The organism is Roseibium aestuarii (genome assembly GCF_008477545.1).
GTDB classification, from domain to species: Bacteria; Pseudomonadota; Alphaproteobacteria; order Rhizobiales; family Stappiaceae; genus Roseibium; species Roseibium aestuarii.
In genome coordinates, this window is record NZ_VORA01000002.1 from 663,754 (window position 1) to 684,338 (window position 20,585).

17 protein-coding genes and 1 tRNA gene are annotated in these 20,585 nt (G+C 64.0%); 5 read left to right on the plus strand and 13 right to left on the minus strand.

What is annotated here, in order from left to right; genetic code table 11:
* Positions 1–122 precede the first annotated feature (122 nt).
* Positions 123–1,223 carry a s-methyl-5-thioribose-1-phosphate isomerase gene (locus FR728_RS11570; RefSeq protein ID WP_149892806.1) on the plus strand — a complete coding sequence of 367 codons (1,101 nt, stop codon included), beginning with the start codon at positions 123–125 and terminating at the stop codon, positions 1,221–1,223.
* Between the two features lie 11 nt (positions 1,224–1,234).
* Here the strand turns inward: FR728_RS11570 and FR728_RS11575 are convergent, their stop codons facing one another.
* Positions 1,235–1,843 carry a GNAT family N-acetyltransferase gene (locus tag FR728_RS11575; protein ID WP_149892807.1) on the minus strand — a complete coding sequence of 203 codons (609 nt, stop codon included), beginning with the start codon at positions 1,841–1,843 and terminating at the stop codon, positions 1,235–1,237.
* Between the two features lie 214 nt (positions 1,844–2,057).
* Here FR728_RS11575 and FR728_RS11580 point away from each other — a divergent pair, with 214 nt between their 5' ends.
* On the plus strand, positions 2,058–2,267 hold the full coding sequence (locus FR728_RS11580) for a hypothetical protein (protein ID WP_149892808.1): 210 nt from the start codon (positions 2,058–2,060) through the stop codon (positions 2,265–2,267).
* A 26-nt stretch (positions 2,268–2,293) separates the two neighbouring features.
* On the opposite strand, the gene flhA is transcribed toward FR728_RS11580, so the two are convergent.
* The 9 genes from flhA to FR728_RS11625 all read right to left on the minus strand — a co-directional run bounded on the left by flhA (position 2,294) and on the right by FR728_RS11625 (position 13,782).
* A complete protein-coding gene (gene flhA, locus FR728_RS11585; protein ID WP_149892809.1) occupies positions 2,294–4,465 on the minus strand; it encodes a flagellar biosynthesis protein FlhA in 2,172 nt (723 codons plus the stop codon).
* A 108-nt stretch (positions 4,466–4,573) separates the two neighbouring features.
* The gene (flbD, locus tag FR728_RS11590) at positions 4,574–5,926 is read right to left on the minus strand and encodes a sigma-54-dependent transcriptional regulator FlbD (protein WP_149892810.1); all 1,353 of its coding nucleotides are present in this window, start codon (positions 5,924–5,926) and stop codon (positions 4,574–4,576) included.
* A gap of 17 nt (positions 5,927–5,943) precedes the next feature.
* A complete protein-coding gene (fliN, locus tag FR728_RS11595; RefSeq protein WP_149892811.1) occupies positions 5,944–6,282 on the minus strand; it encodes a flagellar motor switch protein FliN in 339 nt (112 codons plus the stop codon).
* Positions 6,282–6,983 (minus strand): FliH/SctL family protein, encoded by a 702-nt coding sequence (locus FR728_RS11600; RefSeq protein ID WP_208998783.1) that lies wholly within the window; start codon positions 6,981–6,983, stop codon positions 6,282–6,284. Before FR728_RS11600 ends, fliN begins: the two co-directional genes overlap by 1 nt.
* Positions 6,984–7,018: 35 nt before the next feature.
* A complete protein-coding gene (gene fliG, locus FR728_RS11605) occupies positions 7,019–8,068 on the minus strand; it encodes a flagellar motor switch protein FliG (protein WP_149892813.1) in 1,050 nt (349 codons plus the stop codon).
* Positions 8,069–8,071: 3 nt separating this feature from the next.
* Positions 8,072–9,688, minus strand: coding sequence for a flagellar basal-body MS-ring/collar protein FliF (gene fliF, locus FR728_RS11610; protein ID WP_149892814.1), 1,617 nt, complete (start codon positions 9,686–9,688; stop codon positions 8,072–8,074).
* A gap of 476 nt (positions 9,689–10,164) precedes the next feature.
* Positions 10,165–10,440, minus strand: a complete 276-nt coding sequence (sciP, locus tag FR728_RS11615; protein ID WP_008194991.1) for a CtrA inhibitor SciP — start codon at positions 10,438–10,440, stop codon at positions 10,165–10,167.
* A gap of 324 nt (positions 10,441–10,764) precedes the next feature.
* Complete coding sequence (locus FR728_RS11620; RefSeq protein ID WP_149892815.1) at positions 10,765–11,430, minus strand: flagellar hook assembly protein FlgD; 666 nt, start codon at positions 11,428–11,430, stop codon at positions 10,765–10,767.
* A gap of 183 nt (positions 11,431–11,613) precedes the next feature.
* Positions 11,614–13,782, minus strand: a complete 2,169-nt coding sequence (locus tag FR728_RS11625; RefSeq protein ID WP_149892816.1) for a flagellar hook-length control protein FliK — start codon at positions 13,780–13,782, stop codon at positions 11,614–11,616.
* A gap of 457 nt (positions 13,783–14,239) precedes the next feature.
* Here FR728_RS11625 and mnmA point away from each other — a divergent pair, with 457 nt between their 5' ends.
* The 3 genes from mnmA (at position 14,240) to FR728_RS11640 (ending at position 16,520) form a co-directional block, all read left to right on the plus strand.
* Entirely contained in the window at positions 14,240–15,424 is a 1,185-nt protein-coding gene (gene mnmA / locus FR728_RS11630; protein ID WP_149892817.1) for a tRNA 2-thiouridine(34) synthase MnmA, read from the plus strand.
* 63 nt (positions 15,425–15,487) lie between these two features.
* Complete coding sequence (locus FR728_RS11635; RefSeq protein WP_149892818.1) at positions 15,488–16,198, plus strand: class I SAM-dependent methyltransferase; 711 nt, start codon at positions 15,488–15,490, stop codon at positions 16,196–16,198.
* 245 nt (positions 16,199–16,443) lie between these two features.
* Positions 16,444–16,520, plus strand: a tRNA-Met gene (locus FR728_RS11640).
* A gap of 290 nt (positions 16,521–16,810) precedes the next feature.
* On the opposite strand, the gene FR728_RS11645 is transcribed toward FR728_RS11640, so the two are convergent.
* The 3 genes from FR728_RS11645 to FR728_RS11655 form a co-directional block, all read right to left on the minus strand.
* Complete coding sequence (locus FR728_RS11645) at positions 16,811–17,902, minus strand: helix-turn-helix domain-containing protein (protein ID WP_149892819.1); 1,092 nt, start codon at positions 17,900–17,902, stop codon at positions 16,811–16,813.
* Entirely contained in the window at positions 17,899–18,999 is a 1,101-nt protein-coding gene (locus FR728_RS11650; RefSeq protein WP_149892820.1) for a helix-turn-helix domain-containing protein, read from the minus strand. Before FR728_RS11650 ends, FR728_RS11645 begins: the two co-directional genes overlap by 4 nt.
* A 258-nt stretch (positions 19,000–19,257) precedes the next feature.
* Positions 19,258–20,541, minus strand: a complete 1,284-nt coding sequence (locus FR728_RS11655) for a TIGR03032 family protein (protein WP_188318883.1) — start codon at positions 20,539–20,541, stop codon at positions 19,258–19,260.
* Between the last annotated feature and the right edge of the window lie 44 nt (positions 20,542–20,585).

Below are 20,585 nucleotides of genomic sequence, written 5' to 3' on the forward strand. Positions count from 1 at the left end.
ACGAATGGTTAATGAAGATTAGGATAATCCCTTAAATCTTTCCAGATCTATTGTGGGCAGACTGCCCGCGCATTGCCCGCCGGCCGGATCCGGCAACGACACCCGGGCGCAAGGAGACACGCATGCTCGTCAGGGGCCAGAAACTGCGAAGCCTCATGCTGGAGGAAGACGGCTGGGCGCTGCGCATCGTCGATCAGCGCCGCCTGCCCCGGGAGCTGGTGACGGTTCGCCTCGAAACGGTGGAACAGGTGGCCGCCGCCATTCGAGGACGCGCCCTGCGCGGACCGGTGCTCTGCGCGGTCGCCGCCGCCTATGGGGTGGCGCTCGCCATGCGCAAGGATCCCGACTACACCGCCCTTGAGGAAGCCTGCGGCACCCTGCGCCAGGCACGGCCGACGGCCGCCAGCCTGCGCATGGCCCTCGACATGATGCGCCAGCGCCTCGGACCTCTGGAGCCGGGCCTGCGCGAGCGGGCAGCCTTTATTCTCGCGGGCCAGCTCTGCGATGACGAGATCGCCAGCACCTTGACCATCGGCATGAACGGGCTCCAGGCGATCGGCGAGGCGGCCACGGAGCGCCGCCGCGGCCAGACGGTGAACATTCTCCTGCGCGGCGATGCGGGCTGGCTGACGGGCATCGATCTCGGCCCGGTCTCCGCTGCGGTCTATCTCTGCCACGATGGCGGTCTGCCGGTGCATGTCTGGGTGGCCGAGACCCGCCCCCTGCTCGATGGCTCGAAACTGCTCGCCTGGGAACTGGCGGAGCACGGGGTAGCCCACACGATCATCGCCGACAACGCTGCCCCTCATCTCATGCAGCAGGGGCACATCGACATGGTTCTGGCCGGAGCCGAGGCCATCACCTCCGATGGCGACGTCTGCGCGAGGATCGGCACCTATGGGACCGCTCTTGCCGCGCGGGACTGCGGCATCCCCTTCCTCGTCGCCTCCCCCTCTTCCGGCATCGACTTCCGGCTGGAAGACGGCCCCGGCTCCTTCATCTTCGAGGAACGCCCCGGCGAGGAAGTCACCCGCGTCATCGGCGAGGGAGGCGAGATCATCAGCGTGGTCCCGGCGTCAGGCACCCGTCTGGTGGCCAATCCCGCCCATGACGTCACCCCGGCCCGCCTTGTAACGGGCCTGATCACCGAACGCGGCGTGATCGACGCCAACCGGGACGCCATCACCCGCGCCTTTCCGGAAAGGGTCGGCCGTCCCGGCTGAGCCGGCAGGCCTCAGCCCAGATAGGGAACGTGGCGGCCGAGATGGGCTGGCATCAGGCCGGTCGCCCGCGGATCGTCGGCAACCTCGATGGCCCGCTTGTAGGGCTTGAAGCCGCAGGCCTGATAGAAGTGGATCGCTGCCGGGCTGTCGCCGGTGCAGGTGTGCAGCCAGACGCGCCGGGTGTCCGGGCGCGCCCAGACCATGTCCAGCCCGCTCTGCATCAGCCAGCGGCCGAGACCACCGCCCACCGCCTCGGGAACCAGACCGAAGAAGACGATCTCCACCGAATGGGGATTGGACACATCGATCTCCAGCATGCCGAGCCGCTTGCCATCGCGCATGGGAACGTAAAGCTCGGTCCCCGGACGGCCCAGGATCTCGACCAGCTTGTCCTCGCTCATGCGCAGGCGGGAGAACCACAGCCAGGTCTCGCCGATCTCCCGATAGAGCGCCTTGTATTCGGCCGGATCGACGCTGGTCCAGCGCTCCAGGGTCACGTCGCCGCGTGCCGTCGCACCCTCCTCGGGAGCCTGCGTCATTTCCAGATACGTGACCACATAGGCCACCTTGTCGTTGGGAATGTCGGTATAGCCGTCGAGAGACAGGGGATAACTGGTCATGGAATGCTCGATCGTGATCGGAAAAAGGGGCCTGAACCTCGCGCGGGAACACAAGCGGCCATGCGGTGCCCCCTGCTAGCCGCTTCCCGGCGGAGCGTCAATCACACGGCTTGCCGCCGCGACGAGATGACCGGCCTTAACGGCCCGTTAACCATGACTGCCGCAAGGTCAGACCATGGCAGTCAGCGGCAACTACAGAAATCGCGATGAACGGATGACGTTGAAGCAATTCAACGAAAACTGGTCCGCGCGCCGCCGCCAGTCCATCGAGGAAGGCAAGACCCTGCGCAACAACATGGTTCAGGGCGTCTTTGCGACCAATGTGACGGTCGTGAAGCAGCAGGTGCTCAACTCGCTCCAGGGGTCGGGCACCCTTGGCACCTCGAATGCCGCAGCCCTCTCCCGCCTCAATCTTCTCGTCTGACCGCGCTCTTCTGAAGCCCCGCCGGATCAGATCGATCCGATCGTCTTCAGCTTGACCCGAGGATGCACTTCCGACTGGCTCATAACGGTCGTATGCGCCCGGAAGCGCTCCACGATGGAGCGAACGAAGGGCCGGGTCTGGGGCGATGTCAGGAGAACCGGAACCTCACCCTTCTGGGCTGCCGCCTCGAAGGCATCGCGCACCTTGTTGACGAACTCCTGCAGCTTGCTCGGCTGCATGGCCAGCTGCTTGTCGTCCCCATCGCCGACGATGGATTCGAGGAAGGCGGTCTCCCACTGGGGCGACATGGCGATGAGCGGCAGATAGCCGCCCGGCGCGAGATTTGCGGCGCAGATCTGGCGGCCGAGCCGCGAGCGCACGTGCTCGGCAATGGTGTTCGTGTTGCGGGTGAAGCCCGTCGCCTCCGACACGCCTTCCAGAATGGTGCCCAGATCGCGCACGGACACGCGCTCGGAGAGCAGGGTCTGCAACACGCGCTGGATGCCGGAGACCGAGATCTGCGACGGGATCAGGTCGTCCACCAGCTTGGCCTGATCGCCCTTCAGCTCCTTCAGGAGCTTCTGCACGTCGCCATAGGTCAGCAGTTCGGCCACGTTGTTCTTGATGGTCTCGGTCAGATGGGTCGACAGCACCGTCGCCGGATCCACCACCGTGTAGCCGCGCAGGGACGCATCCTCCCGGTACTGGGCCTCCACCCAGGTGGCCGGCAGACCGAAGGTCGGCTCCGTGGTGTGGGTACCCGGCAGCTTCACCTGCCCGCCCGCCGGATCCATGACCATGAAATGGTTCGGGTAGAGAATGCCCTTCCCGGCCTCCACTTCCTTGACCTTGATGACGTAATCGTTCGCTCCGAGCTGGATGTTGTCGAGAATGCGCACCGGCGGCATGATGACGCCCATGTCGCCCGCGATCTGGCGGCGCAGGGCCTTGATCTGCTCGGTAAGCTGATCGGCGCCGCTCGGATCCTTGCCATTGATCAGCGGCAGCAGGGCATAGCCCAGCTCGATGCGCAGCTCGTCCATCTTCAGCGCATCGGTGATCGGCGGCTCGGCCGGCGGCTTGGGCGCGGTCTCCTTCGCCTTCTCGATGATTTCCTCGCGTGCCGCCGTCTTCTTGCGATCGTCCGCCCGGTAGGCCAGCCAGCCCGCGACCCCGGCCAGACCGAGGAACGGCACCATGGGAATGCCGGGCAGGAAGGACAGGATCACCATGACCGCCGAGGACATGCCCAGCGCCTTGGGATAGCCGGTGAACTGGGTGGCCAGTGCCTTGTCGGCTGCCCCCTGCACCCCGGCCTTGGACACCAGGATACCGGCTGCGGTGGAGACGATCAGCGCCGGGATCTGGGAGACCAGGCCGTCACCGATGGTCAGGAGCGTGTAGTTGTTGGCGGCTTCCGAGAAGCTCAGCTCCATCTGCGCCACGCCGATGATAATCCCGGCGATGATGTTGATGAAGGTGATCAGCAGGCCGGCGATCGCATCGCCGCGCACGAACTTCGACGCGCCGTCCATCGCCCCGAAGAAGGCGCTCTCGCCTTCCAGATCCCGGCGGCGCTGACGGGCCGTTGCCTCGTCGATGAGCCCGGCGGACAGATCGGCGTCGATGGCCATCTGCTTGCCGGGCATGGCGTCCAGGGTGAAGCGGGCAGCCACTTCGGCGATACGTCCCGAACCCTTGGTGATCACGACGAAGTTCACGATCACCAGGATCGCGAAGACGATGATCCCGATGACGAAGTTGCCCCCCATCACCAGGTTGCCGAAGGACTGGATGACGTTGCCGGCCGCCGCTGTCCCCTCGTGCCCGCGCGACAGGATGAGGCGCGTCGAGGAGATGTTGAGGCCGAGCCGCAGCATCGTGGTGATCAGCAGCACCGTGGGGAAGGACGAGAATTCCAGAGGCTTCTGAATGAAGAGGCCCGTCATGAGGATGAGGACCGAGAAGATGATCGAAACCGCCAGGAAGGCGTCGAGCAGCATGGCCGGCATGGGCAGGATCATGAGGGTCAGAATGACCATCACGCCCACCGCAAGACCGGTGTCGCCGCGCTTCAGAGCATCAAAGAGGGACTGGACCGAGACAGAGTTGCCGGCAGGCATGCCGGCAGGGCCCGCTCCGGTGGGAGCAGGGACCTGACCCGCTGGGGATGATCCGACACTCGTCGTATCCGCCATGAACGCCCTCTAAGACCTTGTCTTTCCCGCAGAGCCCGTGGATCCCGACAGGGACGCCCCACCTGCTCTGCTGCACCTCCGGCGCCTGTCCCGGCGCCCGAACCGGCCTCAGGCCGGGCGAACCTCGCCCGGGCCCGGCACCGGCACCCCTTCATCCGTATATTGATTCAGCTTGTTCCGCAGCGTGCGGATCGAAATTCCCAAGATCTTTGCAGCATGGGTGCGGTTGCCGAGGCAATGATCGAGCGTATCGAGGATGAGATCCCGCTCCACATCGGCCACCGTCCGCCCGACGAAGGACCGGGTCACCGCTTCCGCCGTGGCCGCAGCCCGCTCGGCAGGGCCCCGGGCGGCAATCGGCGAGCCGTCCGGCATGCGAATGGCTTCCACGCCGATCTCCGGCCCCTGGGCCAGAAGCACGGCGCGGTGCATGGTGTTTTCCAGCTCGCGCACGTTGCCCGGCCAGGGGTTCGTGGTCAGGGCCTGGCGTGCCTCCACCGACAGGTTGCGCTGGGGCATGCCATTGGCTTCGGAATAATGCTCGATGAAGAAGGCTGCCAGCTCGAGGATGTCGGCGGGACGCTCGCGCAGGGGCGGCAGCTTCAGGTTCACCACATTCAGACGGAACAGCAGATCCTCGCGGAACTGCCCCATGCGCACGCTCTCAGCCAGATCCCGGTTGGAGGTCGCCAGAATGCGGATGTTGACCGGAACAGGGCGCGATCCGCCCACCCGGTCGATCACCCGCTCCTGGATCGCGCGCAGCAGCTTGGCCTGCAGGCGCACATCCATTTCCGAGATCTCGTCCAGCAGCAGCGTGCCGCCATCCGCTTCCTCGAACTTGCCGATACGCCGCGCCACAGCACCGGTGAAGGCGCCCTTCTCGTGACCGAACAGCTCGGATTCCAGCAGATGCTCCGGAATGGCCGCGCAATTGATGGAGATGAAGGGCTTGTTGGCCCGGTTGGAGCAGCGATGCACATGGCGTGCGATCACTTCCTTACCCGTGCCGGACTCACCCGTGATCAGCACGCTGGCATCAGACGGCGCCACCTGTTCGGCCAGCTTGACGACGGAGGCCATCGCCTCGTCCCGGTAAATCAGGTCGCCGCGTTCCTGCGCCACGGCGGACAGGACGGCGGCGATCAGCTCAGGATCGGGCGGAAGAGGGATATATTCCTTGGCACCTGCACGGATGGCCGCCACGGCCGCCTGGGCATCGGCTTCCACGCCACAGGCGACGATGGGCACATGCACCCGCTCGCTGTGAAGCTGATCCAGGAAGCCGCCGATGTTCAGCGACACATCGACCATCACCAGATCGGCACCGCGCCCGGAGCGCAGCACCCGCATGGCGCCTTCGATGTCATCCGCGTGGGTCACCTGGGCGCCGCGCTGCATCGCGATCTTGGAGGCGGTGGTCAACTGGCCGCCGAGCGTGCCAACAATCAGGAGTCTCATGACCCGTCCCTACTCTCCTAGCGATCCGTCTTGATGATTTCGGTCATGGTCACGCCCAGCTTGTCCTCGACGAGAACCACTTCGCCACGGGCAACCAGCCGGTCATTCACATAAATGTCGATGGCTTCCCCCACCTTCCGGTCCAGCTCCAGCACCGTGCCCGATGCGAGCTTCAGAAGCTCCGAGACATGCATCTTGGAGTGACCGAGAACCGCAGAGATGCGGACAGGCACGTCGAAGACGGCTTCCAGATCCGCGGCCGACTGCGGGGCATGGGGTTCGTCCCCTTCGACGACGCGCCCGGGGGCCTCAAGCTCGTCGAGCGGAATGCCGCCGTTTTCCTTGTCGTTGCTCATCACGCCTTGTCCTCTTGGTCCGCTCCTGCGGGAGCGGTTTCCGCTGCAGCCTGCGTCCGGCCCTGACCCCGCGCCTGAAGGTAGGCCTTGATGCTGGCATCAATCTGTTTTTCAAGCGCCTTGCGATCGCGGATGATCCCGCCTTCGCCCCATTCGATCCGGCAATCCCCGCGCGCGACCTCCGCAGCCCCCAGGATCACCAGCTTCCCCTCAAACCCCTTCTCCGCGACGATCGGATCGACCTTCGCCTTCAGGGCCTCCACATCCTGCGGCGCGATGCGCACCACCAGATGGGGAGACTTGCGCAAGGGGCCGAGGCACTCGGAAAAGAGCGCCACGGTCTCCGCCAGGGGCTGGCGCGCCAGAAGATGCGCGCACAGACGCCGGGCAATCATGAAGGCCAGCCCGATGGCATCCTGCTCCTGGGACGCCTGTTCGGCCTCCGCCGCGGCCACCACCTGCCCGCTCATGGCCACCAGATCATAAACCGCATTGGTCAGGCGCTGGTCCTGCGAGGTCGCAAGCTCCTTGGCCGCCGCCGCGCGGCCCTCCTCGAAGGCGATCTTGCGGGCGGTCGCCAGCGCCGCCTCGTGATCGGCAACGGGCATCATCGGCACTTCCGGCTCGACGGGTGCCTCCACCACCGGAACCTCGGGGGCGGTGAAATCCGTATCAAAAAGGAATTTCGATGGACTCGTCATGTGCCCCATGGAACTCGCTCGAACGTCACGCCGCATCAGTAGATGATCTCGTCTTCGCCCTTGGATTTGGAGATCATGATTTCACCCTTGGCCGCCAGATCCTTGGCGGTGTTCACCATGCCGGTCTGGGCATCATCCACATCGCGCAGGCGGACGGGCCCGAGAGCATCCATATCGTCCTGCAGCAGCTTGGCCGCGCGCGACGACATGTTGCCGAAGAAATATTCCCGCGCCGCATCGGTGGAGCCCTTGAGCGCGATGGCCAGACGGTCCTTCTCCACGTTGCGCAGCAGGGTCTGGGCGCTGGCCGCATCCAGCTTCAGCAGATCGTCGAAGGTGAACATCAGCGTCTTGATGCGGTCGGCCGCCTCGCGGTTTTCCTCTTCCAGCGCGGCGAGGAAGCGGGCTTCCGTCTGTCGGTCGAAGTTGTTGAAGATGTCGGCCATCATCTCGTGGCTGTCCCGACGCGAGGTATTCGTCAGGTTCGACATGAACTCCACACGCAGGGTCTGCTCGACCTTCTCCAGCACTTCCTTCTGGACCGCATCCATGCGCAGCATGCGGCTGACCACTTCCAGCGCCAGATCTTCCGGCAGGATGCCCAGCACCTTCGCCGCATGATTGCTGTCGATCTTTGACAGCACGACCGCCACGGTCTGCGGATATTCGTTCTTCAGATAGTTGGCGAGAACGTTCTCCTGCACGTTGGAGAGCTTCTCCCACATGTTGCGGCCGGCCGGTCCGCGGATTTCCTCCATGATGATCGCCACGCGGTCACCGGGCAGGAAGTTCGCCAGAAGACGCTCCGTCGCGTCCACGTTACCGGTCAGCGCCCCGCGCGAGGTGATTCTGCGGACAAAATCGACGAAGAGCCCCTCCAGCATGGAGGGCGTCACCGGACCGAGATTGGCCATGGCGGCAGACACCTGACGCACTTCGATCTCGTCCAGACGCTCCCAGATCGGCTTGCCGTGCTGCTCGCCCAGCGCAAGCAGCAGAACCGCAGCCCGTTCCGGGCCACGCAGCTCGCGGTCTTCCCCGTCCTTCTGAACGGTCAGTTGCTGTTGAAGACGATCTGCCGCCATTTCTTATGCCGCCTCGTCCAGCCAGCCGCGCACGATGGTCACGGCTTCGCTCGGGTATTCACCGATCATCTCGCCAACCTTGGCGATGGAAGTGGCCTGCATGGCGCCGGCCGCCTTCGCTTCTTCCAGCCACTCGATGCGGATCTCATCCTCCTCATCATCCTTGCCGGCCGCCGCATCGCTATCGGCGATCAGCGTGCCGTCAGGACCAATGATCAGCTCCTGGGTCACGTGCTCTTCCGGGGTCACGATTCGACGCAGCAGCGGGCGGACCACGAAGAAGAGAAGCAGCACGGAGATCATGGCCAGCACGCCCAGCTCGGCGAAGCGCATGATGTCCTGACGGGTGAACTCGAACAGACCGCCTTCGCCTTCGCCAAGATCGGCCGCCGGCGGCATGGCGAACTGCAGGTTCACCACCTCGACGACGTCACCGCGCCCTTCGTCGAAGCCCACTGCGGAGCGCACCAGAAGCGCAATCCGGTCAAGGGTCTCCTGGGAGCGGGGCGAATATACCACATCGCCGTTGTCGTTGGGGGCATAGGTGCCGTCGACCAGAACCGCCACCGACAGCCGCTTGATGGCACCGGCCTCGACGATCTGGGTGCGCGTGGCGCGCGAAATCTCGTAGTTGACGATTTCCTCGGTCAGGCTGCTGTCGTCCCGGTCACCCGCGCCGCCGTTGTTCTGCTGGTTGTTCGGCAGCTGGTTGCCGACGGTGACCTCATCCCGTGCGTTAACGCTCGAGGACGCCTCTTCCTTGCTCTGGGTCGAGCGGACGACCTGACCTTCCGGATCATAGGTCTCCGTGGTCTCAGTGATCTTGTTGTGATCAAGCTCGGTGGCGACCCGCACCCGGGCCCGACCGGGGCCGACCACGCTGTTCAGGATCTCTTCGACCTGGTTGCGCAGACGGGATTCGAGCGCCACTTCCCGTTCCTGCAGCGCGGTGGACAGAACCCCGTCCTCGCCCGCACTTGCGCCGGAGGCCAGCAGGCGGCCGGTCTCGTCAACGATCGACACGTGATCCGGGGTGAGACCATCGACAGCGGCAGCCACCAGATGCTGGACCGACCGAATTTCACCCTCACCCAGCGCCCCGCGCACGCTCAGCACGATGGAGGCAGACGGCGGACGCTGATCCTTCTGGAAGAGCTGGCGCTCCGGAATCACCAGATGCACCCGGGCAGAGCGGATGCGGGAAATGGAGGAGATGGTGCGGGCCAGCTCGCCTTCCATGGCGCGCAGCTTGTTGATGTTCTGGACGAAGGTGGTTGCGCCGAGCGTATCGGACCGATCAAAGATCTCGTAGCCGATCGAGCCACCCGTCGGCAGCCCCTCTTCCGCAAGCCGCATCCGCAGGCGCGCGACCTGATCGGCCGGCACCATGATCGTTGCGCCATTGTTGCGCAACTCGAACTGAACGCCCTGGGATTCCAGCTGGTTCACGATTGCGCCGGAATCCTCCAGCGTCAGCTCGCTGTAAAGCTGCGTCATCTGCGGCGCGGTAACGCGCAGGATGATGAAGGCGAAGACCCCGATGAGGATAGCCGCCACAGCTCCCATTGCGGCGATCCGGGTCGGCCCCAGCGTCTTGATGAATTCGATAAGCCCGTTCACGAGTGCCCGCTCATTTGCCCCACGTCATCGCTGGACGAACTCCCCACAGCCTGCGACGACGAACCATTTCACTGGGCAAAATTTGCCGCCCAGAAGGTTAACAAGTGGTTAACGACCCGTTAACCGTTTCGCGCCACCCCAGCTTTTCCGCCATTTTGGCAAATGCAGATTGCAAGACGGATGGGGAAAAGCTGCCCGGCGCGTTAACTCTTTGCACACAATAGGCGAATCCCGACCCTGCCGCACCCGGGCTGGTCCGGTTAACCCCAACCAATTTCGCCCTTGAGCCCGGCGCCCGACACCTTGGGAAATATCGGGAGGCCAATTTGCGTCGCGGCAGAGCGACGCGTGGAGGCAGGCCGCCACCGGATAAGGTCTCAACGCAGAGACTGCGGAAACAAAGAAAAGGGCGGCACAGGGCCGCCCTTCACCGGGCACGCAAGGCACCCGGAACCTCAAAGCTCGTTGGCAGACCGCTAGTTACGGTACTGCTGGATGCGCGTGGCACGAAGTCCGGCCAGCCCATGTTTCTCGATCGAGCTCTGCCAGGAGAGAAACTCCTCGACCGTCAGCGTATACCGCTGACAAGCTTCCTCGAGCGACAGAAGACCGCCCCGAACCGCTGCCACCACTTCCGCCTTGCGACGGATGACCCACCTCTTGGTGGACGTGGGCGGAAGATCGGCGATGGTAAGAGGACTTCCATCCGGCCCGATCACATATTTAACGCGCGAACGAATTTGTTCGGTCATTGTACTCTCACACTAACCATGACCAAGGTTGAGCTTGAGAGTACAGACACCTGCTTAAAATTTGCCTAAGCAGGCAGTCACCTTGCATTAACTATAAACAGGTTTGTTTCTGAACGGAATTTAAGAGACGACAGAACTTTGACGATCAATTTTAATAAATAGTCTCAAGATCTGTTAACCATCCGCAAATTCAGATGCAAAATGCAAAGAATTTCGCCTTCCGCACGCCCGAGCCGCCTGAAACAGGGGCAGCACGAGGCAAAGGGAAGGCGAAATTCGTGATTTTTTTCAAGGATGAAGGCCAAAGGACGGCAAAAGGGCCCTTCAGCCTGTGGAGCGGACGGACTGCACGGAGGTAACGGGCACCTCCACATCGCCGATCTTCAGCGTGGCTGAGTTTTCCGTCATGTTCACCTCGTCGACGACACCGGTGATCTGGCTGGTGACGGTTTCCCGGTTTCCCTTGGCATCGTAGAGCTCGAAGGACACCGTATAGGCTCCCTCTGTCGCAGTGCCGCCACCGCTGGTCGTGCCGTTCCAGGACCAGGTTCCCTTGCCCTTCTCGACGCTGATCTCCTCGCGGTAGACGAGAGCCCCAAGCGAATTTCGAACCTCGACCTGACCGGCGGCCGCTTCCTTGACCGAATACTGCCAGGAAGCATTGTCATCGCGCAGCATGGTGGTATCGCCGGAGGCCGTGACCTCCTGACCGAGATAGCTCACATAGGCGGAGGCGCGGCTGCTCTCGAAACTCGCCAGCAGGTCTTCCAGATGGGCATTCGTCTGGATCGACTGTTCAACGGCGGAATATTGAACGAGCTGATTGGTATATTCGGACGAATCCAGCGGGTCGAGCGGGTCCTGGTTCGTCACCTGGGTTGTCAGGAGCGCCAGAAACAGATCGTAATTGGCCAGAAGCCCGGTGGTGGCTGCCGTCGACTTCGACGCGCTGGCGCCACCAGTCGACGAGGTTGCTGCTACTTCACTCATGTCACTAGGCTCCTTGCCCTGCAAACTGTGTCGTCGGGCCGCGTGCGACCCCTGCTGCCTTCCCCTGCCCTGTCCTGAGGCCCGCCACTCCGGCTCCAACGGCCGGATGTAGCACCCCCTGATCGAATTCCATTTTCCGAAGCCGCCGCATCACCCCCGTGACGCGACGCCCGAAACCCTTGCTCAGATCCGGATATCGAGCCCGGAGCTGCCGCGTGCGCCATAGCGCGCCGCCACCTCGGCCACAGCCGCCGGCTCCTCCGCGCCTCCGGCCCCGGAAGCCTGGCTCCAGCTCGGGGCGGACTGATCCTGACCGCCCTCGTTCCCGGCAAATGCCTGACCGCCCTGGTCCTGCAGGGAGAACTGGAGGTTCTCCATGTCGGCCTTCAGCCCGGCCTCCTGGAAGGCCCGCTCCAGTCCGCGCTGGTCGCGCAGGAACATGTCGAGGGTCTCCGGGCGCTCGACGGTCAGATGCGCATGCACCGTGCCGTCCTTGGCGACCTTGAGGCTCACATCGACGCGGCCAAGCTCCGGCGGATCGAAGCGCATCTGGAACTTGGTCTCGCCCTTGGCCAGAGAATTGGCCATGGCACCGGCCACCTGCGTTGCCACATGACCCGACTGCGCCTGGGTGGGCTGCGGCAGGGCACTGGCCCGACCCGTCGACAGGCTTTCACCATTGGTCATGGACTGGGTCGTCAACCCGCCCGTCAGGCCATACGGATCCAGGGACACATCATACCCGGCCTCGGCATCGAGCGTCGTGGCAAGTGCAGCACCGGCCACCGCATCATCAACGGACGTGAAAACGCCGCCCGACGCCCCGACTTGCCCCTCCATCACCGCCGCCGTCACCGCATTGGCGGGACCAGCAGGAGCAGACGCAGCCTGTTCGCCGCCATTCACCTGACCCGGAACCACCTGAACGCCACCGAGACGCTTCAGCCCCTGAGGATCATCCTCAACCGCCACATCAGGGCCTGCGGCCAGATCGACAGGGTCGGTCTCGGCCCCGGAAACCACATCAACCGCCTGCGCAGTGGTCGCCGAAGCAGCGCCTCCGGCCGTCGCAGCACGCGGCGCAGCGGAGGCAACCTCACCGCCCTCCTCGACGCCCGTCACCGCGTCTGCGGTGAGGAGATCACTCTCGCCCATCACGGACGGGGCGGATGCGCCAGTCGTCGCAGTGGCAACGGGACGCTCGGCATCAGGAGCCGGCGCACGCCTTGCGGAAACGGACACCAGACCTGCCGCATCCGCCTGGGCGGCAAGCTGGTCAAGCGGCGAAGCACCTTGCGCGCCCGTGGCACCAGGGGTGACAGCCGCCGCCGCAGGAGACACCGGAGCAGACGTCGCAGCCGGATCAGCCCCGCGCGTGACACCCCGTCCCGAAGCCTCTGCGGGCACAGCCGTGGGAGCCTCACCCGGCTTCGCCGCCTGCACCTGAGAGATGTCCGTCGGTGCAGCGCCATTTCTGCTCGACGCGGCAGCCGCCGGATCAACGGGCACCTGCACCACACCGTCCGCCCCATCACGCGCAGCACCTGCCCGCGCCTCCAGCGGCAGACCGTCACGCCAGCGGCGCCCGCGCGACGGATCGGCAGCCAAGGCCGTTTCCTTCACACCCGGATCGAACTCGGTCGAAGGCGGAGCACGATCCGCAAGGGTGTCTCCTGCCACAATCGCCTCACGGGAGGCCGCCCCAGACCCGGTCGTCTGATCAGGAGCCGTGTCATCGGATGCCGCAGCCGCATCGGCAGTGGTCGCAAAAGGCTCCTGGTCCGGAGCGTCGCCCGCAGACGTCCCGGAAACGGCAGCGACAGACGCAACAGGCAAGGCATCGCCCGCAGGATCAGTCCCGGCCACACTGCGGAGACCCGCAGCCTGACCGGAGGCCGGAGCCTGCGGCAGACCCGCAGCACCGGACGGCAGCGGAGCCCCTGCGTCGACAGAGCCCTCTCCCGCAATTTCCGGAAGCCCGGCATCACTCGCCGCGCTCTGGCCGGACACGGCAGGAGCAGATGTGAGAGGATCGGCAATCTCGCCGGTCGGCACCGGCGTCTGCACGACCGGAACAGCCGGCGCCATCAGACTGGCGACCAGCTCTTCGACCAGCTCCTCCTCGTCGAGCGCCGGAACCTCGGAAAGCTCCGCAGGCGGCACCACCATCTCCGCGGCACCGGAAACACCCGGACGCGGCAGGCCCGATCCGCCAAAGCCGCCCTCTGCGGTTGCCGCCGGAACACCCGCGCCGGCCTCGCCACCCAGAAGGGACTGAAAGGCTCCGGGCACGCCGATCGGCAGGGCGGCGTCACTTCCGGCAGAACCTGCCGAAAGCGCGGGACCGGACACTCCTGTCAAAAAACCTGGCAGCTGCACGCTTCACTCTTTCCCGGCTTGCGCCGTCACCGGACGGCAGTCTTGTCTACCGCTCAGGAAGCAAGTGCGGGGCCAGAAGCCAAGTCATTGAAAAGCATAAATTATCCCGATGTCCGCGACCGCCTGGAGGAATCCGATTCCGCCCGCACCCGGAATCCTTTTCCCACCCGGCAAGCCCTGCCGGGCGGCGCCAACGCAAACGATTGGCGAAAACCGGCTTCCTCTGTATAGTGCGGCCAAATCTGAAACGACCCTGCGACGCGAACGCAAGGCCATGCCCCGGACCTTCTTGACGCACCCCATCTCCGGAACGGGCGTACCGCAAGATCTTCCGAGACCGGCACAGGCTCCCCTGACAGAGCGGTCGGACCGACATGTCACGGCCGGAGCGCTTGTCAATGTCCGCAGAACAACACCCTAGGTGATTGGCATGCTCAACAGCCTCGGCCTTCCCGGCCGCCCTGAAGACACCCGCGTCGTCGTGGCCATGTCCGGCGGCGTCGACAGCTCCGTCGTGGCCGCTCTTCTCGCCGACCAGGGCTATGAAGTGATCGGCGTGACCCTGCAGCTCTACGATCATGGCGCCATGGTTTCCAAGGCAAAGTCCTGCTGCGCCGGCGTGGACATTCACGATGCCCGCCGGGCGGCCGAAAAGATCGGCATTCCCCATTACGTCCTCGACTACGAAAGCCGGTTCAAGGAACAGGTGATGGACCGTTTCGCCGACAGCTACATGGCGGGAGAAACGCCGATCCCCTGCGTTTCCTGCAATCAGACCGTGAAATTCAAGGACCTGCTGCAGACCGCGAAGGACCTGGGCGCCGACGTGCTGGCCACCGGCCACTATGTGCGTTCCGAGACCACCGGCAACAAGCGCAGCCTCTTCCGCCCGGTCGACCAAGACCGGGACCAGAGCTACTTCCTCTTCGCGACCACGCAGGAACAGCTGGATTTCATCCGCTTTCCCCTCGGCGCCATGTCCAAGCCGCAGGTGCGCGAACTCGCGACCCACTACGGCCTGTCCGTCGCCAACAAGCCGGACAGCCAGGACATCTGCTTCGTGCCCAATGGCGACTATGCCGAGGTAATCAAGAAGCTGCGCCCCAATGCGGCCGAGCCAGGCGAGATCGTTCATATGGACGGCTCCGTCCTCGGACGTCATGAAGGCATCATCCACTTCACCATCGGCCAGCGCCGCGGGCTCGGGGTTGCCACCGGCGAACCGCTCTACGTGGTGCGGCTGGATCCGGACACGAAGCGGGTAATCGTCGGCCCGCGCGAGGCCCTTGCCACCCGCAAGGTCGTCCTGCGCGAACTCAACTGGCTAGGGGACCAGCCCCTGGATGAGGGCGACACGCTCGAGATCTTCGCCAAGGTCCGCTCCACCCGTCCGCCCGCACCGGCCCGTCTCTCGAACCACGATGGCGTGATCAGCGTGGAACTCACCTCAGGCGAAAGAGGGGTAGCGCCGGGACAGGCATGCGTGTTCTATGACAGCGACGGCACCGACGCCCGGGTTCTGGGCGGCGGCTGGATCGACCGGGCGGAACGGGATGGCGCCTGGGCCGTTGACAAGGATGCTGACAAGGATCAGGCACCCCGCCTGTCGGCCTGACCGTCCCGGTCCGGCGCGGCAGGCGCCCATCAGGGGCCTGTCACAGAGCACGGGGAAAGCGGGATGGCACGACAGGGACGACTGGCACTCAAGCTCAAGGCCCTGTCGCGGTCGGCGGACCGGCACCTCGCCCGCTTCACGCCGCGCCTGCGCACCTCCGTGCTTGATGAAAGGGCCGTCCGATCGGCCTATGCCCGCTGGGCGCCGGTCTATGATCTGGTCTTCCGCGCGCCCCTCTACTGGGGCCGCCGCGCCGCCGTCGACACCATCAACCCGCTCGCAGGGAAGGTGCTTGAGGCAGGTGTGGGCACCGGGATGTCCCTGTCGCGCTATCGCCCTCACCTGAGCGTGACCGGCATCGACCTATCGCGGGAGATGCTGGACAAGGCGCGCAAGCGTGCCACCCACATGCCGCATGTGGACGCCATCCTGGAAATGGACGCCGGCAACCTCGACTTTCCCAACAGTCATTTCGACGTGACCGTGGCAATGTACCTGCTGCCCGTCGTCCCCGACCCGCGCAAGGTCATGGCGGAGCTCGCCCGCGTCACCCGCCCCGGCGGCCAGGTCATTCTGGTGAACCATTTTTCTGCCGAACGCGGGATCCGCGCCACCCTCGAACGGCTTCTCGCGCGCGCCTCCGACACGATCGGCTGGGACCCGCTCTTCCCGCGAGAACAGGTGATGGATATCGCAGGCCTCACCCTCATGGACAGCCGCGCCCTGCCCCCTGCGCGCCTTTTCACCCTGCTGCGCTTCGTGAAGGAAGGTTGAGGGGCGCGAGGAACCGGCCGCACCGTTGAGACCGCTGAACCACGGGCGCCGCGAGCCAGCCCATATGCCGCTGAGTTCCTGACGCCACGCCCTTGTGTTCACAGCACTTTCCACAGGCTGTCCAAGGCACTGCGTGGCTTTTTCAAAATTCTCGAACCGCAGCCGCTTCCCCCGCTTGACAGGGCGCCGATCCGATCACTATAAGCACCCCACATTCGCTGGCACCAAGCGCTGCCGGCCCGGATGGCGGAGTAGCTCAGTCGGTTAGAGCAGCGGAATCATAATCCGCGTGTCGGGGGTTCGAGTCCCTCCTCCGCTACCAATTCCTCCCAATAAAATTCTGATGGCGTGATCTCGATACTCGAGACCGAGCCGGCTCGTTCAACACCCTGAGCTGCGTTCCAAGCTTCAGATGCGGACGCTTCGATACGGCGCGATGCGGTGCGTGCTGTCGGCCATAAGACCAGGCAACGGCAATTTTCCTCACGATTTCAAACGGAACGCGATGGCGCGTTCCACTGGCTGTGTGAGCGGAATGCGGTCCTGATCTGACGCAGTTTCTCTCAGACGCTGAGTTGCAAGGGAAGGCCGAGTTGCCGGACCAAGCCCAACTCACTCGGCGCGCAAGAGCCAATCCGAGAAGGTGCGCGACGGTGAGCGCCGGGGAAGATGACCGCAGAGCCTGGCTTGCCTGGCTTCTCGGGGCGTGAAACCGAACTCTGCCTGGAAGTGCCGCGAGAACAGCGACTGGTTGGTGTAGCCGTAGGTGTAGGCAATCGTGCTGATCAGCCGGTGATCCTTCGAATTGGCCAGCGCCCTGCAGGCAGCCGTCAACCGGCGCTGCTTGATGAACCCGGCGACACCGCCGTGCGGTTCGAACAGATAGTAGAGCTGGCGTCGCGACAGGTTCAGCGCCTTGCAGATGCTGTCTGCCCCGAGATCCGAAGACGCGAGATTGTCCTGGATGTACTTGCGGGCGAGGTTGAACCGGCCGACGGACACCGGACGCTCGGCCGCAGCAAGAGCGTCCGCGGTCGGAGCGACGAGCGCCCTCAGGAGCAAGGTGAGGGTTTCGACCAGCAGAGAGATATCGGACACAGTCATCACGGCCAGGCGCGTTTCCACACCGACAAGGAAATCCTTGAGGATATTCGCCATCGAACCGGTCAGCCGACGGAAGCAGGCAGCATCGATGGCCTCGGCGATTTCGCTGAAATCGTCGCGCTGCAGGTAAAGGCTAAGGACGTCCGTCTCGTTCGCACGCCCGGCAAACGGGTAGGCCAGCGACTTCAGATCCAGTGACCCGGCTCGCGCTTCGACAACGCTTTCCATGCCCTGGCTTGTCAGCACCCCGCCCTTGACCAGGGTCAGGCACCAGTGATCGATGCCGGAGGTCGCCACGTGGTCCTCGCCGTGGCGGAACGCCATGGGGTCCATGCGGGCGGAGACCAGATGCAGTGCCCCCAGATCATAGGCGCGACCGGCCGCGCGGAAGCCGGGTCTCGGCGTCTCGACCTGGGAGACATCGAGGATCGGCGATACAAGATCACGCCACCGGGCGAACTGGCCCTCCGGCTCCTGACGCGCGGTCGTGAACCGGTCGATCCGGATCGGTTGATCCAGGACATTCGCCGCAGAAGCGTTGCGGCCTGCCCCCTTGCTGTCCGCAGAAGCCAACGCCCCGGCCCTCATCGTCGTCGTCACGGGCGCTCCCCTTGCGGGGATGCGGCCTGAAGCCTCGCCTCGTCCCGCAACCAGCGTTCATAGGTCGAGGTTGCGAGCGTGTGCCTCGCCATGTCTCTGGCATCGCTCGGAGACCAGCCGAAATGCGCCTTGAACACCCGGCTGAAGTGGGCGCCGTTGCAAAATCCGAAGTCTTCGGCAATCGACATGACCGGACTTTCTCCGCTGTTGGCCAGGATCGCCTTGAAGCACGCCAGCAGCCGACGCCCGCGAATGTAGTTCTGCACGCCTCCGCACTCCTCGAAGAGATCGTTCATCCGGCGTTTCGACAGAGCCAGAACGGATCGAATGGTGTCGGGAGACAGGTCCGGTGACTTCAGATGCGCGTCCACGTGTTGCCGGGCCAGTTCCAGGCGGGTTGCGCGCATCGGATGGCTGGCCGCGACGATGTCATCGGGCAGGCGCGACAGACAGGCACGGATCATGGCAAGCGTCGTGGAGGCGACCGTTGCCGCCTCCTCCTTGGGGATCCCCGGCAACACGCCGCCCAGAGCCGTCAGATATTGACCCAACAGGGGATGAATGGATGCGGCGCCATCAGCGGAACTCAACCAGTTCAACGTGTCTTCCAGGCCACTGACCTGATCGGGATCCAGATAGAACATGATCTGGTCGCTGTCGGTCACGGTCCCTGCCAGTTGGTTGTCCGGGGTTCTGATGTTCACCTCCCCTGGGGCGTATCGAAAGCGTTTGCCGTCGACGACGTATTCGGCCTCACCTTTGAGACGGACCATCAAGATCCAAGGATAGGAATCCGTGAGCGAGGGATCCTTCTTTTCGGGCGGTAAAAACGTATAACCGTCCGATTTTACGTCCAGAATTGGGAGGCCATCAAAATAATACCCGCTGATATCCGAGTAAAATCCTTCCTGTGGCGACCGCCCGGCAAGTGGACTTAACTTTCTTACAAAAGGCTGCATTTCCTGAGTGATGTAGGCCAGCTGATCCTTCGCCGGAAGGCCGCGGGTGCTCAGGCGAACTCCAGGCACAAAAAGGTCCAGGTCGCCGCTCGCGGATCCCGGGAATAGCGATTGGCGGAAATCCAGATCATCTCGCAAGACTAAACGATACCTGCCTGACTTGCGGGCCGCCGGACAACCGGACCGCACCGCTCAAAAAACCGCGCCTTACGGACGTCTTGAGAAATTTCCTGCTGCACAATGCCAGAAACATTACACGACAGAGCTTTGAGCTGAAACAATATTGCGCAGGTGACGCTGCGCATTTTTCAAACAAAGCCTGAAAAACTTCGCCACTCTTCGAGAATGTGCAAGCGCTTCAGGAGACGTCATCGCCTTCCGCCCGCTGCAACTGGCTCATTCCGCGGCATGGGACCGGATGGAGGCGGACCGGTCCGGACCGATCGCGACATATTTCCCGATTTCACTGCCCTCCAGCCCGATCAGCATCGGCTGCCGGGTCCCGGGCAGGACCACCGTATCGTAGAGTTCCTCTACGGAGCCCGTAATCGACAGGGCGTGACAGACTTCCCCGTCGCTGAGGCGCACCACATAGACGGCACATTCGGGGTCGCGCCCGCGACGGCGCAGTTCCTCGTCCAGCGGCAGGCCGGAGAAAATCTTGTTGCGTGGCTTGGACAGGCCAATGACTGCATGGTCGCCGTGGAAGGACAGGCCCCGCAGGAACCCCGGGAACCAAGCCAGTCGTTCGAACGTCCCGGCCTGCCGGTCGATGCGGCCGAACCAGCCGGACCCCGCCTCCAGAATGTAGAGCTCGCCCCGGTGCATGCGCGGGGTGTGCGGCATGGCAAGGCCTTCAGCCACCACCTGATCGCTGCGGATATCGATCACCAGACCTCCATCCGCACGCATGTCGCGCCAACCGGCCTCGACATTGCTGGCACCGATCACCGTGGCATAGGCCGCCTCGCCCTCCTCCAGGCAAAAGCCGTTGAAATGACAGCGGTCCTCATTCGCGATCTCGCTGATGAAGGCGGGCCGCCAGACCGGTGAAAAGCTGCCCCGGCCGTCCAGTTCGGCCAGGCAGTTGTAGAGGGTGACGGCGACCAGCAGGCGGCCGTTCTTGTCGATGTGGATGTCGTGGACGTCGACCGCACCCGTCACGTCGCAGCGGCGTGGCATGTAGACCCGATCCCAGCCGTCGAGCTGGCAGCCTGCCTCCAATCCGTTTTCAAACCGCCAGACCTGATGCTTCGTGGAGAGATACAAGCCGGTCTCTGTCGCGCGCAGAGCCATGGCATGGCCGAAATTGCGTTCACTCACCGCAATGTTTCCGGCAAGCCCCGGGCCGATCAGGACCACCTTTCCGGCTGTGTAGGTGGTGAAGGCCAGCGACACGTTGAAGTGCGTCATCCAGGCTCCGAGATTGCCGGAATAGGTGACGTGGAACGGGTTGTCATCCGGAACGCCCATCCCGTCGCCGGCAAGGACAGGTTCCTGATTTTTCCGCTGAATCTTGTCGCTTGAGTCGTTCATGGCCGCCCGGCTTGCTGTCTGTTTCCTGCTTTCTTTTAGCAGGCTTGCAGGCCTGAAAAACCCGGCGCCCTTGACCGCATCGGCAATTCTCTTGTCGCTGCGTGCAAACCCACGCGAAGTCGGTCGTCCTGAGATTTTTCCCAAGTTACAGACGGACGTAATTCTAGCCGCTGCCAGCAGAGCGCGAA